The 16,088-nt window shown below is 40.4% G+C and carries 12 protein-coding genes; all 12 read left to right on the forward strand.

Translation table 11 applies throughout. The features are described from left to right. Positions 1–228 precede the first annotated feature (228 nt). Entirely contained in the window at positions 229–624 is a 396-nt protein-coding gene (locus EXT43_RS02845) for a hypothetical protein (RefSeq protein WP_054561595.1), read from the forward strand. A gap of 125 nt (positions 625–749) precedes the next feature. Then, a complete protein-coding gene (locus tag EXT43_RS02850; protein ID WP_054561594.1) occupies positions 750–1,211 on the forward strand; it encodes a GAF domain-containing protein in 462 nt (153 codons plus the stop codon). Then, the gene (locus EXT43_RS02855) at positions 1,208–1,486 is read left to right on the forward strand and encodes a hypothetical protein (RefSeq protein WP_054561593.1); all 279 of its coding nucleotides are present in this window, start codon (positions 1,208–1,210) and stop codon (positions 1,484–1,486) included. Before EXT43_RS02850 ends, EXT43_RS02855 begins: the two co-directional genes overlap by 4 nt. Positions 1,487–1,500: 14 nt before the next feature. Beyond that, entirely contained in the window at positions 1,501–2,151 is a 651-nt protein-coding gene (gene proQ, locus EXT43_RS02860) for an RNA chaperone ProQ (RefSeq protein ID WP_055022158.1), read from the forward strand. Positions 2,152–2,178: 27 nt separating this feature from the next. Next, entirely contained in the window at positions 2,179–4,203 is a 2,025-nt protein-coding gene (gene prc / locus EXT43_RS02865) for a carboxy terminal-processing peptidase (RefSeq protein WP_062564479.1), read from the forward strand. Positions 4,204–4,381: 178 nt separating this feature from the next. Then, a complete protein-coding gene (gene nhaC / locus EXT43_RS02870) occupies positions 4,382–5,863 on the forward strand; it encodes a Na+/H+ antiporter NhaC (protein ID WP_054561590.1) in 1,482 nt (493 codons plus the stop codon). Between the two features lie 41 nt (positions 5,864–5,904). Then, on the forward strand, positions 5,905–8,499 hold the full coding sequence (pepN, locus tag EXT43_RS02875) for an aminopeptidase N (RefSeq protein ID WP_130166304.1): 2,595 nt from the start codon (positions 5,905–5,907) through the stop codon (positions 8,497–8,499). Next, complete coding sequence (locus EXT43_RS02880) at positions 8,499–8,720, forward strand: DUF2835 domain-containing protein (RefSeq protein ID WP_082401568.1); 222 nt, start codon at positions 8,499–8,501, stop codon at positions 8,718–8,720. The genes pepN and EXT43_RS02880 overlap by 1 nt, the downstream gene beginning before the upstream one ends. A gap of 298 nt (positions 8,721–9,018) precedes the next feature. Then, a complete protein-coding gene (locus EXT43_RS02885) occupies positions 9,019–11,103 on the forward strand; it encodes a DUF1302 domain-containing protein (protein ID WP_130166305.1) in 2,085 nt (694 codons plus the stop codon). A 12-nt stretch (positions 11,104–11,115) separates the two neighbouring features. Beyond that, complete coding sequence (locus EXT43_RS02890; protein ID WP_130166487.1) at positions 11,116–12,480, forward strand: DUF1329 domain-containing protein; 1,365 nt, start codon at positions 11,116–11,118, stop codon at positions 12,478–12,480. A gap of 123 nt (positions 12,481–12,603) precedes the next feature. Beyond that, on the forward strand, positions 12,604–13,608 hold the full coding sequence (locus tag EXT43_RS02895; RefSeq protein ID WP_130166306.1) for a YCF48-related protein: 1,005 nt from the start codon (positions 12,604–12,606) through the stop codon (positions 13,606–13,608). Next, on the forward strand, positions 13,608–15,932 hold the full coding sequence (locus EXT43_RS02900; RefSeq protein WP_054551390.1) for an MMPL family transporter: 2,325 nt from the start codon (positions 13,608–13,610) through the stop codon (positions 15,930–15,932). Before EXT43_RS02895 ends, EXT43_RS02900 begins: the two co-directional genes overlap by 1 nt. Positions 15,933–16,088 lie beyond the last annotated feature (156 nt).

The following is a 16,088-nucleotide window of genomic DNA, read 5'->3' on the forward strand; positions in this document are numbered from 1 at the left end:
TGGTCGAATGCACCGGTCTTGAAAACCGGCAGGGGTTTGTAGCCCCTCTAGGGTTCAAATCCCTATCTCTCCACCATCATTGAAGCCGCTGAATTTATTCAGCGGCTTTTTTGTTTCTTGTGCTTTTCATTTGTTCTGCAAATTACGACTATTGTCGATATTTCGCATTTTAACTAGTTAGTCCATGCTTAACACTTCTCGTATTATCTTTGTGACATTAGGGAATTTATGAAACATCGTTTAGCAAAGAGTGTAGGACTTTCTTTATTATCGCCTGTGATCATAGGTTGTATCTTAGGCCTTTATTATGCGTTTACACTTGAAGGAAATGGTTTAAACATTTTCTTTAACTTATTCGTTAGCGCAATCGCCAATGCCCACATTGTAGGTCTAACTATGGCAGCGTTTGTGGTGCCTGGTTATTTACTTATGTATAAGTATGCAAAGGTTAATTATTCAGGTGTTCTGACACTTGGCTTACTAGGTGGCGCAATTTTCAGCTACTTACTTAGCGCTACAACAGGTATGGCTTTTATAGTCAATGCTGTGATGTCTGCTCTGGCAGCTGGACTGTTTTTATTTGGTTTAAGACAGGGCCTTACAACACAATCTTCTCATCAATAGCAGAATATTTAATCAAGCTGACTGAAATTGAGGGCAAAATGTTTTTTTTTGCCCTCAAAAGGTTTCATTTGTCGTCTACAAAGAGTACCTTTAGCTACTGTATGTTTAATAAGAAGTAGTTTGGTATGCAAAAGCAAGATTTTTACCAGTCATTAGTTAAACAAACTGAGTCGCTAATCACTGGTGAATCAAATGTTATTGCCAACATGGCAAATATTAGTGCGCTGTTATTTACCTCTTTAGAGGATATCAATTGGGCGGGCTTTTATTTAATGGATTCACCTGAAGAATTAGTGCTAGGGCCGTTTCAAGGTAATCCTGCATGTATCCGTATTCCAGTAGGTAAAGGGGTATGTGGAACTGCCGCGCAAACACAACAAACACAACTCATTGAAGACGTGCATGCATTTGCTGGTCATATTGCCTGTGATGCTGCATCTAACTCAGAAGTAGTTGTGCCGATTTTCAAAGACGGTAAAGTATTTGCTGTACTTGATATCGACAGCCCAAGCATTGCGCGATTCGATGCTGATGATCAAGCTGGTTTAGAAGCATTGGTAAAATGCTTTGAGGCAAATCTAAAATGAAAGATCTGCTAAATGTGCAAGATTACCTCTTTGCAATCCAAGATGTTGGTGATTGGGAAGGGGAAGAAGAAGTTGTTGCCGAAAGGCTCAACGACTTGATTCATATGGCATGGGAACGTCTACCGGATGACCTTGACTGTGAATCAATTGATGAAATTATAAATGGTATTTGGGAACACCTTCGTGGTGATTTAGCGCTTATTGAAGCGGACTTCGAAGAGTTGACCGACTGGGTAACACACTATGTCGATTCATCACTTGATGAAAAGATGTAATAAAAGGTTCTAACATGGAAACCACAAACAAGCTAAAAGATATTAATGAAGTACTGGATTTCTTATACCAAGAATTTCCAAAATGTTTTAAACAAAAAGACGGTATTCAGCCGCTTAAAGTAGGTATTTTTAAAGATATCGCTGAGCGTATTGAAGGTTCTGAGAAAGTAAGTAAAACTCAGGTTCGTCAAGCACTAAGAAAGTACACCTCAAACTGGCGCTATTTAGAAGCTGTGACTAAGTCTGAGTTCCGTATCGATCTTGATGGTAATCAAGACGAAAAAGTAGAACAAGAGCACATTGAGCACGCACAAAAAGCGTTAGAAGAAAGCCGCGCTAAAATGGCGAAGCGTAAGAAGCCACAACGTCCACGCAAAGACGGTGACACAAAATCTTACAAAAAGAATAGTGGCCACCACGCTAAATCTGGTGAAAAAGGCGCTAAAGTAAATAATAAGCCTGCTAAAGCTGCTCCTGCAAAACGTTCAGGAAAAGTTGAACCTTTACCTGCCTCAGAGGTCAAGGTTAATAGCAAAGTTAAAGTTAAACTTGGCCAAGCACTTGTAAACGCGGTTATTACTGAAGTGAATAAAGATGAAGTTCACGTTGAGTTAGTAACAGGGATGCAAGTTAAGACCAAAGCAGACAGCCTGTATATCATTTAATAGCTGTAAAAAATAAAGGAGTTGTGTATGAGTAAAAAGTTTACGCTCATTCCGTTAGTCGCTGCCCTGTTTTCAGGTTCATTATTGGCATCTTCAGACAATCTGACTGAAAAAGACCTGCCAGTACTCAAGCAAGAAAGCCAACATAGTACGGCAAGCAAACGGGTGACAAACTTATTTACTCGTGCACACTACAAACCAATTAAATTTAACGATGAATTATCTGAGAAGGTTTTTGATCGTTACATTGAATCTCTCGACTACAATAAAAATGTGTTTTTAGCCTCTGACATTGCCTCGTTTGAGCAATATAAAGACCAGTTTGATAATGCATTGTCGACAGGTAAATTGGGATTTGCCTTTGATATTTTTAACTTAAGTTTAAAACGTCGTTTTGAACGCTATGACTATTCTTTATCGTTACTTGAAAACGAAATGAAGTTCGATAAAGAAGATGAGTATCTGTTTGACCGCGAAGACGCTAATTGGGCAACAAGCCAAGCTGAGCTTGATGAACTTTGGCGTCAGCGCGTTAAATACGATGCTTTACGATTAAAAATGACTGGTAAAGATTGGCAAGGCATTAAAGAAGTCTTGACCAAACGTTACCACAATGCGCAAAAGCGTTTAGTACAAACGAACAGTGAAGATGCTTTCCAAATCGTGATGAACTCATTCGCACGAAGCATTGAAGCGCATACCTCTTATTTATCACCTCGTCGCGCTGAGCAATTCAAGATGGACATGGATCTTGAATTAGAAGGTATTGGTGCGGTACTCAGTTATGACGAAGATTACACGGTAATCCGTAGCTTAGTACCTGGCGGCCCGGCTGATAAGTCTGAACAAATTAAAGCAGATGACCGTATCATTGGTGTTGCCCAAGAAGGTGAAGACTTTGTTGATGTGATTGGCTGGCGTTTAGATGACGTAGTTGATTTAATCAAAGGCCCTAAAGGCACAAAAGTTCGCCTGCAATACTTAAAAGGTGCAGATGCTCACGGGACACCAAAAGTGGTTGAAATCACGCGTGATAAAATTCGCTTAGAAGACCGCGCTGCAAAATCTGAAGTATTTGAAGCAAAATATTCAGACTTAACCAGCAAAATTGGTGTGATTGAAATCCCTGGTTTCTATAATAATTTATCGCAAGACGTTAAAGTTGAAATTGCAAAATTAAAAGAAGCCAAAGTAGACGGTATCATCATCGATTTACGTCAAAACGGCGGCGGTTCACTTTACGAAGCGACTCAGCTTTCTGGCTTATTTATCGATCAAGGTCCTGTAGTACAAATTCATACGCTAAATAATCGTATTGAAGAGCAAAAAGACCGTGACGGCGTCACTTTTTATGATGGCCCACTCACTGTGTTGGTTGATCGCTACAGTGCATCTGCCTCAGAGATTTTTGCAGCAGCGATGCAAGATTACGGCCGTGCTATTGTGATTGGTGAGCAAACCTTTGGTAAGGGTACTGTACAGCAGCACAAACCACTTGGCCGTGCTTATGACTTATATGACCATCCATTAGGTAGCGTGCAGTATACCATTGCAAAATTCTACCGAATTAATGGCGGAAGCACACAGCACAAAGGCGTGATTCCAGATGTGTCATTCCCATCGGCAATTGAGCCATCAGAGTGGGGCGAGAGTCAACAAGACAACGCGCTACCTTGGGATAGCATCATACGTGCTAAGTACAACTCTGTTGATAACCTAAAACCAGCGATTGCTTACGTTAATAAGCTTCATGATGCGCGTATAGCAGATGAGCCTGAATTTGGTTATGTGTTTGCTGACATTGAGCGCTATCAAGAAGAGAAAGACCGTAAGACTATCTCATTGGTTGAAGCGACCCGTCTAAAAGAGAAAGACGAAGGTGAAGAACGCGCGTTAGAACGTGCTAATGAACGACTTGTTCGCCTTGGTGAAAAGCCAGTAGAGAAGCTTGACGATTTACCTGATAGCCTTGACGAGCTAGACCCTTTCTTAGAAGAAGCGGCATTAATCACCCAAGATTATATAAAATATGGTCGTATCGCTAAGAAATAATTAGCAATTAATTAGCAATATCGATTAATAAAAAGGCGCTTAAGCGCCTTTTTTGCTACCTAAAACAGGTTAGATTGGTATAATCACAAAATCTGGCTGCATAAGGCCACTGAAGTTTTGCGTCAAAGCTTACAATAATAATTAAACACGCCACATAAGACGTGTAGGAGACTATCTTTTGAATTCAATTGAAGAGAAGCCAATTAAACAGGCCAGTTTTTTAGATGCCTTAATCCCAATTACTGTGCTCGTGTGCCTACTAGGCGCTGCTGTTTATTTATTCGGTGACAACTCATCATCGGGTCCTAACCAAATCGCTTTATTATTCGCTACGTTTACCGCGGCATTAATTGGCTTAAAAAATGGTTATACCTGGAAGAAACTAGAACAAGCCATGATTGAGGGGATCACCTTATCCCTTGGAGCAATCATTATATTATTAATGGTAGGTGCCTTAATCGGTACTTGGCTGTTATCAGGAACTGTACCCACTCTAATTTACTATGGCTTACAAATTATCAATCCTAGCTGGTTCTATGCCGCTAGCTGTTTGATTTGTGGCATTGTGGCTATGAGTATTGGTAGCTCTTGGACTACAGCTGCGACTATCGGTGTGGCGTTATTAGGTGTTGCAACTGGTCTTGGGTTAGAGCAAGTCGTCACGGCAGGTGCGGTCATTTCTGGTGCCTACTTTGGTGATAAATTAAGCCCGCTTTCTGAAACAACAAACTTAGCACCAGCAGTGGCAGGGGCAGATTTATTTGAGCATATCCATCATATGCTTTGGACTACAGTGCCAAGCTTCATTATTGCGTTAATTATTTTTATCTTTATGGGCTTTAATGCCGGTGGTTCTGCTGAAGCTGGCCGTATTGATGAAATCGTTAATTTATTAGAGCAAAACTTTAATATTGGTTTTGAAATGCTAGTACCACTGGTGGTGTTATTGTTTTTAGCAATTCGTAAAATGCCAGCTTTCCCTGCTATTTCGATTGGTGCGGTGCTAGGTGCGATTTGGGCTATGTTATTTCAATCAGATTTAATAAATAGCCAAATTGATGCATCACAAGGCCAAGCAATTGGTTACTTCAAATTAGTTTGGACAACATTCTTCGATGGTTTCAGCATTGACACTGGCGATGAAAAAATGGATTCACTATTAAGCGGTGGTGGTATGGCTGGCATGCTAACAACCACTTGGCTGATTATGACGGCCTTGATGTTTGGCGCTATCATGGAAAAAACCGGCTTACTTGATATGTTCGTTAAGAGCATCTTAAAGATTGCTAAAAGCACAGGTTCTCTTATCACTGCAACGATTGCAACGTGTATTGGTACCAATGCGGTTGCAGCTGACCAATATATCGCGATTGTTGTTCCTGGTCGTATGTTTAAAGACGAATATGAAAAACGCGGTTTAAAGCCTGTAAATTTATCTCGTACATTAGAAGATGGTGGCACAATTACTAGCCCACTTATTCCTTGGAATACCTGTGGTGCCTATATGCAAAGTGTTTTACTAATCAATCCATTTGACTATGCAATGTACGCGTTCTTTAATTTAATTAATCCATTCTTAGCGGTTGTTTATGCCTATTTTGGTATTAAAATTTTACGTATTACCCCAAAACATCTTAAACAAGAAGCTAACGCCGAATAAACTATTTAGGCCCTGCTAAGCAGGGCCATTTGGAGTCAGTAATGTCTGCTACGAGTAAACCTCAAGCTCAATATTTAAAAGATTACCAAGCCCCACAATTCTCAATCCAACACATCGATTTACGCTTCGAATTAGCCCCTTTAAAAACATCAGTGCAGTCAACAATGACAATCAATCGTACCGATGAAAGCAATGCAGATCTTGCGCTAGATGGTGTTGATTTAACGCTAATTTCATTGATGGTTGATGACAAAGCGTATGATGATTACACGCTTGAAGATGAAAAGCTGATCATTCATAACTTACCTGAAAGCTTTATTCTGAAAATTGAAAACCATATTGACCCGCAAACGAATACCTCGTTAGAAGGTTTGTACTTGTCGGGTGGTGCTTATTGTACGCAATGTGAGGCAGAAGGTTTTAGAAAGATTACTTATTACCTTGACCGCCCAGACGTGCTTGCTAGCTTTGATGTAACCATTATTGCCGACAAAAAGTACACTCACTTGCTGTCTAATGGTAACCAAATTGAATCAGGTAACTTAGATGACGGTCGTCATTTTGTAAAATGGCAAGACCCATTTAAAAAGCCTAGCTACTTATTTGCATTAGTCGCCGGTGATTTTGACGTATTACGTGACCATTACACGACGCAGTCTGGACGAAAAGTTGAATTAGCCTTGTTTGTTGATAAAGGTAATTTATCAAAAACGCCTCATGCCATGACTTCTTTAAAGAAATCAATGCAATGGGATGAAGAGCGCTTTAACCTTGAATACGATTTAGATATTTACATGATTGTTGCCGTTGATTTCTTCAACATGGGCGCAATGGAAAATAAAGGCCTGAATATCTTTAACTCTAAATGTGTTCTTGCTAATCAAGAAACAGCTACAGACAAAGATTACCATACGATTGAATCAATTGTAGGTCACGAGTACTTCCATAACTGGACCGGCAACCGTGTGACTTGCCGTGACTGGTTCCAGTTGTCTTTAAAAGAAGGCTTAACGGTTTTCCGTGACCAAGAGTTTAGTAGCGACTTAGGCTCACGTGCGCTTAATCGTATTGATGCGGTTAAAGTAATGCGTACTCACCAATTTAGTGAAGATGCAGGCCCTATGGCTCACCCAATTCGCCCTGAAAAAGTCATTGAAATGAATAACTTTTATACAGTGACTGTGTATGACAAAGGGGCTGAAGTTATTCGCATGATGCACACCTTACTGGGAGAAGAAAAGTTCCAACAAGGTATGGCATTGTATTTCGAGCGCCATGACGGACAAGCAGTTACTTGTGATGATTTTGTCGCTGCCATGAGTGATGCGTCTGGCATTGATTTAACGCAATTTAAGCGCTGGTATAGTCAAGCGGGTACACCTAAGCTCAATGTAGAGCAAGCGTATGATGAACAAAACCAAACTTTCACATTAAGCATTGAGCAGTTTGCACCTGATAATCAGCCTAACAATGCCTTACTGCATATTCCTTTTGCTATTGAACTTTTAGATAGTGAAGGGCAGTCGCTACCACTTGTGATTGATAATCAGCCACAAGATTCGGTATTGAATGTCACAGAAAAAACACAGCAGTTTGTTTTTGAGGGCATTAAACAGCGTCCAGTCGCAGTACTACTAGAAGATTTCTCTGCGCCATGCATCGTTAATCAAAATACATCTGCAGCGGAACTGTTACATATTATGCGTTTTGCTCGCAGTGACTTTTCACGTTGGGATGCTCAGCAGCGCTTATTTACTAATGAAATGAAAGCGGCGATTGCCAGTGGTGAAGCTTGCTTATCGGATGATATCTTGTCGGCATTAAAGCTACTAGTTGATAATCGTGAAGGTGACCTTGCGCTGATTGCGGAGCTGTTAAAACTGCCTAGCTACGATACTCTTGCAGCTGAATATGCTGTCATCCCTGTTGATGACATTATTGCTGTTCAAAATGCATTTGAATCGCAAATTGCCAACTTTCTAACAGAATCATTGGTTAATTGTTATAACGCGCTTGAAGATGATGGTTCAACATCTGCTACAGCCGTTGCAGTGCGTGCTCTTAAGCAACTTTGTTTACACTATTTAGCGAAAACAAATCACAGCGACGTTAATGGCCTTATCGAAGAGTCTGCCCACAGTAATAATATGACCAATGCACTTGCTGCATTAAGTGCTGTTGTAAAAGCAAATCACTCACTATGTGATACGCTTTTAACAGAGTTTGATGCTAAATGGCGTCATGATGTGCTCGTTATGGATAAATGGTTTGCACTGCAAGCGATGAAAGATTCAGCAACGAGTATCAGCGATATTAAAGCGCTCTATGATCACCCAAGTTTTGACTTTGGTAATCCTAACCGTGTGCGAGCTTTGGTTGGTAGCTTTAGCCACTTTAATATCACTCAATTCCATCGAGCCGATGGTGAAGGGTATCAGCTATTAGGTGACTTATTAGTGAAGCTTAACGATATTAATCCGCAAAATGCATCACGCATGCTAACGCCATTTATGTCATGGAAACGCTATGATAAAAATCGTTCTGCTGCAATGAAAGCACAACTTCAACGTTTAGCTGATTTAGACGGCCTTAGTGATGATCTGTTTGAAAAAGTAGAGAAAGCACTCGAAAGTTAATGACAGAGTACTATTTTGCCTTGTATCTGAGTTACTCAGAGTGTCTTGATTACTATCATGGTAAATATAAATCTGTGCAAGTTACAGAGGATGGTGGCAAGACAGTTCGCTTTGACGCTCACCATTTGCGTCCTTTTATTTCTTCACTAGGAATAAGAGGGCGCTTTAGGTTGACATTAACGGCTGAAAATCAGTTTTTAAAACTCGAGAAAATTAGTTAAAAAAGCAGCATTAGCTGCTTTTTTTGTAATATTTGTCGTCCAAAATGCTAAATTTCACTGTCCCCAATTCGCTAAATTTATTATATTTTTGTTAATTCGATTTGTTCTATTGTTAATTTACGTGTATAAAATATCTGGTATGACGTCTTACCAATACGTAAACGTCACATTTTTAAATAAATATTAACCGATTGAACGCGTTCTATATTGTAATTTTACTGTTTCGCTTCTATCGTTAGAAAGATACTAAAAACAACAATTTGATCACAAAACAACCCGTTACAGGGGGATGAACACAATGATAAAACGATCGCTTTTTGTTAAAAACAAAATAGCTTTGGGACTCGCGGCGGCTACACTCGGACTCTCAAGCACATCTTTGCATGCGGCAAACTTTGAGTTAGGTGACTTCGATATACGTTTTGACTCTAACTTCTCTTATGGCCAAAGCATTCGTGTTGAAGACCGAGATTTTCAACATATAGGTAAGAGTAATAATCCTTCATTTGACTGGACGGGTTATCATTCTGCTTTAAATCCAATTTATTCTTCTGCTGATGTATGGAACCAACCAGGTGCATACTCAAATAATGGTGATGCAGGTAACCTCAATTTTGATAGTGGTGATTCATTCTCAAAATTATTAAAAGGTAACCATGAGTTATCAATCAGCAAAGATAATTTTGGTTTCTTCACTCGCTTTATGTACTTTTACGACTTTGCCTTGATGGATGGTGATTACGCTTATAGCAACCCAACATCAGGTAACAAAGTAGACCCATGTGACGATGACGACACAAAAGAACAAGTGTGTGCTGATTTACGTTTACTAGACGCTTATGTATGGGCAAACTTTGATTTAAATGAAGGCCGTAACCCGCTGTCTATTCGTTTAGGCCAACAAGTTGTGAACTGGGGTGAGAGTACCTTGATTTCTCATGGTATTAACGTTAACCCAGTTGATATCGATCGTTTAAAAGCGCCAGGTGCAGAGTTAAAAGAAGCTTTCATACCTGTTGGTATGCTTTGGGCATCACTAGGCATCACAGATAATTTAACGCTAGAAGGTTTCTACCAATATGAATGGCATGAAACACGTCTTCCAGCGGCTGGTACATACTTCTCGACGAACGATTTCGCGTCAGAAAATGGTTATCAGCAAAATATTCAATTGGGCTTCACGTCAAACCCGGATATTGATTTAGCATTCTTAACTGAAAGCTTAAATAATTTAGATGACATTGTTCGCTCGCAAGGTGTTGATCCTACATCAGCACAAGGCCAAGCAATGATGGCGCAAATGTACTTAGCTTACCCAACCAAAGTGGCGTTAAAAGGCAAAGGTGGTGCAGGTAAAAACGAGCCAGACGATGGTGGCCAGTATGGTTTACGTTTAGGTATGTACTTACCTGAATTAAACGACACTGAAGTGGCGTTATACCACATTAACTATCATAGCCGTCGTCCGGTAATTTCTGGTCAGGTATCAAACTTCACTGATGCGGCAATCGCTGCTGATATCGGTATGTTATTAACAACAGATATCACAGAAGATAATGTAACTAATCTTCAAGCATTCACTAAAGGCCAGTTAGAATACCCTGAAGATATTAAACTGTACGGTCTTAGCTTCAATACATCAGTAGGCGAAACGGCACTTGCTGGTGAATTTGCATTCCGCCAAGATGAGCCTCTGCAAATTGATGACGTAGAGCTGTTATATGCGGGTATGCCTGAGCAATTAGCAGTTGCAGGTATTCGTCCTGACTTTGCTGGTATTTCACAAATGAGCCTAGGCGATGCTACAAGCGTTGTAGGCCCTGGTGAAGTAGCACAAGGTTTTATCCTACGTAACACTGCACAATTACAATTTACAGCAACACACCTATTTGGCCCTTCACTTGGAGCTGATAGCTGGGCGGTAGTTGGTGAAATTGGTGGTGTACGCATTAACAATATGCCAGATTACGATGAGCTTCGTTTAAATGTTGCTGGTACTGGTCGAAGCGGTATTATGCAAGGCCCATTAAGTGATGATTATTCAACACTGCACTTAGGTCTTTCTAATGGTCCTGAAACGAACCCGTTCCCAACGGCTTCTGCATGGGGTTATCGTTTAATTGCGAAAGGTGATTATTATAACTTCTTCAGTGGTGTTAACTTCTCTCCACGTTTTGTGTTCTCGCACGATGTGAATGGTATTACACCTGATCCAATGTTCCTATTTGTTGAAGACCGTAAATCGCTCGGTGTTACTATGAACTTCAACTATCAAAATGCGTGGTCGTTCGACTTTAGCTACAACTCATTCTGGGGTGGTGGCGCAACGAATACTTTCTCTGACCGCGATTATGTATCTTTCAATATTAAATATTCAATTTAAGGGTAAATTATGATTATTAGAAAACCTACCCTCATTGCTGCAGCATTTTGTGGCGTTTTCGCAAGCTCAAGTGTACTTGCAAAAATTACCGCTGATGAAGCGGCACGTTTAGGTAAAGATTTAACACCTATTGGCGCAGAAAAAGCTGCGAATAAAGATGGTTCAATTCCAGCTTGGGATGGTGGTATCACAACACCACCTGCTGGTTATAAACCAGGAATGCATCATCCTGATCCGTTTGCTGATGATAAAATCTTATTCACGATTGATAAATCGAATGTAGCTGAGTACAAAGATTTCTTAAGCCCAGGTCAAATTGAATTATTCAATACCTATCCTGATACGTTCAAAATGAACATCTATCCAACACGTCGTAGCGCGTCTTATCCTCAGTTTGTATATGATGCAACTAAAAAGTATGCAACGACAGCTGAGTTAGTAGAGGGCGGTAACGGTATTAAAAATACCGCTGTGGGTGTTCCGTTCCCAATCCCTAAAGATGGCTTAGAAGCGATTTGGAACCACTTATTACGTTTCCGTGGTTTATCAATTGAGCGTTCTGGTGGCCAAGCTGCACCGACAGCATCTGGTTCATATAACTATGTAGGTTTTGATGAGCAACTGTTAGTTGAGTATTCATCACCTGAAGCAACGCCTGAAAAGCTACAAGAATCTAATATCTTGTTTAAGTTTAAGCAAAAAGTAACTGAGCCAGCGCGCCTTGCAGGTACTGCGTTACTAGTTCATGAAACAATGGACCAAATCTTAACGCCACGCCAAGCATGGACATACAACTCAGGTCAGCGTCGTGTTCGTCGTGCACCTAATGTTGCCTATGATGCACCGGGAACAGCAGCAGATAGCTTACGTACAACTGATGACTTTGATATGTTTAACGGTTCTCCAAATCGTTACAACTGGACATTAAAAGGTAAGCAAGAGCTATATATTCCTTATAACAGCTATAAGCTTCACAGCGACAAACTAAGCTACGATGATATCCTGCAAGCAGGCCATATCAATCCTGAACATGTTCGTTATGAAAAACACCGTGTTTGGGTTGTTGAAGCGAACCTGAAAGAGGGCACGCGTCATATCTATAAAAAACGTGTTTTCTTTATTGATGAAGATAGCTGGCAAGTTCATGTAACGGATATCTATGATAACCGTGATCAAATGTATCGTGTAGCGATGGCGCATGGTCTTAACTACTATGAAGTACCAACTCATTGGAGTACGTTAGAAGTTTACCATGACCTTAACTCTCGTCGTTATTTAGCAATTGGTTTAGACAACCAAGAAAAAATGTATGATTTCTCACAATCATTCAACGATAACGAGTTTACTTCAAGCGCATTACGCCGCGAAGGTCGTTAATCAAATTAAGGCACCTGACCCCAGGTGCCTTTTGCAATTCGCGTAAGTCATCAGTACACGCAATAGATTTCTCAGTGGCTTTTTTGACTTCTCTTTTTATTTTTTCGAAGGCGATTTATCTTTATGAAGTATTTGCTTTATGCCTGTCTTGCTTATAGTGCTTCATGTTTTGCTCAAGACATGCCTATGCCGCAACAAGCGATTAGCGCTGTTAACGCAAACAAAACTCTTCTCACCGACATTGAACTAGCTGGCCCAAATCTCATTGCAGTTGGTAAACACGGTGTGGTTATCACAAGTACAGACGCTCAAACTTGGCAACAAGCCAGTGTGCCTACTCAAGTGCTGCTAACAGCCGTTGATTTTTATAATAACGATTTAGGCTGGGCATGTGGTCATGATGCAACCATCATTAATACTGTAGATGCAGGAAAAACCTGGCAGTTACAGCAATCTTTACCAAACATGGATAAGCCATGTTTAGATATTTTATTTACTACTGAAAAACATGGCTATGCAGTTGGTGCATACGGAATGTTTTTTGAAACTAACGATGGTGGCCAAACTTGGCAGAAACGTTTTTTAGATAGTCTGTTATTTGAAGAAGACCGTGAATACCTCAATGATTTAAAAGACAGTGACCCAGAAGGCTATGAAATTGAAACAGCTTCAATACTGCCACATTTTAATCGCATCGTTAAAACTGAGGAGAGTCTATTTCTAGCCGGTGAAATGGGTTTAATGGCACAAAGTTTCGACAATGGTCAAACCTGGCAGCGTCTTGAAGAGATCTATATGGGCTCCTTCTTTACGTTTGCGTCAACTGCAGATCAAGGTGGTGAAGACCTAGTTGCAGGCCTCCGAGGCAACATTTTCACTCGCCAAGCTGGCAGTGAACAGTGGCAACAAATACCACACGACAATTATGCAACCGTAAATAGCGCAATTAAATACAACAACCAGTGGTTATTATTTGCCAACAGCGGGGTGATTTTCCAAATTGAGGATGGCCAATTATCAGAACAACAAATGGCCGATGGTAAATCGTTACTTGATGGTGTTGTGTTTCAAGACAAACTAGTTATGGCTTCAGAAAATGGCATTAAAGTGAAGGAGTTGAATCCGTAATGCGTGGTTTTTTAGATATTTTAGAAAGAGCGGTGTTTCGTCATCGCTTATTCGCAATTATTTCCTTTGCTTTGATCACTTGTTTCTTATTATTCAAAGCAACACAAATTCAATTAGACGCGTCGTTTAATAAAAATATTCCGCTTAATCATGACTACATGAAAGTTTACACCAAACATGAAAAACAGTTTGGTGGAGCAAACAGCATTTTGATTTCTGTCTGTGATGCAGACGGTGATATTTTCAATGAAGAATTTTTCACCCAACTTAAAGCAGTTCATGATCAGCTTTACTTTATTCCGGGTGTAAATCGTCCGTTAGTTAATTCAATCTTCGCACCGAGTGCGCGTTTTGTTGAAGTGGTTGAAGATGGTTTTGCTGGCGGTCCAATTATTCCAGCAAACTTTACCGCTGATAAACGTGGTCTTGCGGTTGTAAAAGAAAACATCGAAAAAGCAAAAGTCGTTGGCCGTATGATTGCCAGTGACTACTCATGTGCGATGGTGACAGCCCAGCTACTCGAAACTGATCCACAAACGCAAGAAAAACTAGATACTTTAGCCTTTGCTGAAAAGTTAGAAACACAAGTTCGTGAACCGCTAAGTACTGACAAGGTCAGTATTCATATTATCGGTTTTGCAAAAATGGCAGGGGATGTCGCAGAGGGCGCTAAGGGCGTACTGCTATTCTTTGCTATTGCCATTGCTTTCACATTTGTGATGGTTTGGCTGTTCTGCCACTCTTTAAAACTGACAATTTTACCAATTGCCTGTTCAATCATTGCTGTTGTTTGGCAGTTAGGCTTGCTTTCAAGCTTAGGCTTTGGTTTAGACCCTATGTCTATTTTAGTGCCGTTTTTAGTGTTTGCAATTGGTGTAAGCCATGGCGTGCAAATGATTAATGACATAGGTAAAAAAGTGTCTACGGGTAGTTCAACTCGGGTTTGTTGTCAGGCAAGCTTTAGAGCACTTTTGATCCCTGGTGGTATTGCACTGCTATCAGACACAATTGGTTTTTTAACCTTACTCACCATTGATATTGGTATTATTCGTGAACTTGCTATCACAGCGAGTTTAGGTGTAGCGGTAATTATTTTCACCAACTTAATTTTATTACCTGTATGGGCATCGTACATGCGCTTTGAAGGTTCTGTGCATATTCAAGCAGGTACTCACACAGACAAACCAAATCTACTAGACAAGTTACGCGAGCTATTAGTAAAAGCGACTGATCGTAAAACAGCTGGTTTTATTATCGTCTTTACGGCTGTGTTATTTGCAGTGGGTTACTGGCAAGCTGACAAAATGCGTATTGGTGACTTACATGCTGGTGCGCCATCTTTACACCAAGATGCCCGCTATAACCAAGACACCTTTTTGATTTCTGATAAATACACCATTTCATCAGATATCCTAAAAGTGATTGTAGAAGCGTATCCTGCTGCGTGTACTGAGCATGATGTTATGGAGCGTATTAGTCGTTTCCAATGGCAGATGGAAAACGTTGCAGGGGTACAATCGGCTGTGAGCTTAAGTTCAGTTGCGCAATCTGTGAACGCCGGCTTTAACGAAGGTAACCTAAAATGGCAAAGCCTGCCGCGCAACACGGCAAGTTTAGTGCAAGCTACTTCACGCGTTGAAACAAGCTCAGGTTTACTCGATGGTAACTGCTCTGTAATGCCTGTGATTATTTTCTTAAATGACCACAAAGCAGAAACAATTGACCATGTGGTAGCTAAAGTTAAAGAGTTTGCTAAGGCTGAAGAAACCGATGAATTAAAGTTTAAGCTAGCGTCAGGCCCTGTCGGTGTAATGGCTGCAACGAACGAATCGGTATCGGCTGCACAGCTACCTATGATGCTTTACGTTTACGGCGCCGTAATCCTGCTATGCTTAATTAGCTTTAGAAGTGTTAAGGCAACGGTCGCGGTTGTATTACCTCTGTACATCGTATCAACCTTAGCGCAAGCGTTGATGGTACAGTTAGAAATTGGTTTAACAGTGTCGACATTACCAGTTATCGCTTTAGGTGTTGGTATTGGTGTCGATTACGGGATTTACATACTTTCATCAATGATGGGGCAGCTAAAACAAGGTGTGGCACTGGAAGTAGCTTATCGTAATGCGTTAGCAGAGCGTGGTAGTGCAGTGCTGTTCACAGGTATTACCTTAGCCATTGGTGTTAGCACATGGATTTTCTCTGATCTGAAGTTCCAAGTGGATATGGGTATTCTTCTGACCTTCATGTTTTTGGTTAACATGTTGGGTGCAGTACTACTTTTACCTGCAATTGGTAGCTTTCTCTGGACTGACCAGAAAAAATAATGTGAATAATTGTGCTCCAATATGGCCAGTAATGGCCATTTATATCTATATTTTGTGAATAGATGACCAAATAGCTGAAAAGCTTAAAATGATTTCATCGAAAAGGCTGTTTATTAGCTGTAAAAGAGTTAGAATTTACCTGACTCCACGCTAATA

This window comes from Pseudoalteromonas sp. CO109Y, from assembly GCF_004208935.1.
GTDB classification, from domain to species: domain Bacteria; phylum Pseudomonadota; class Gammaproteobacteria; order Enterobacterales; family Alteromonadaceae; genus Pseudoalteromonas; species Pseudoalteromonas shioyasakiensis.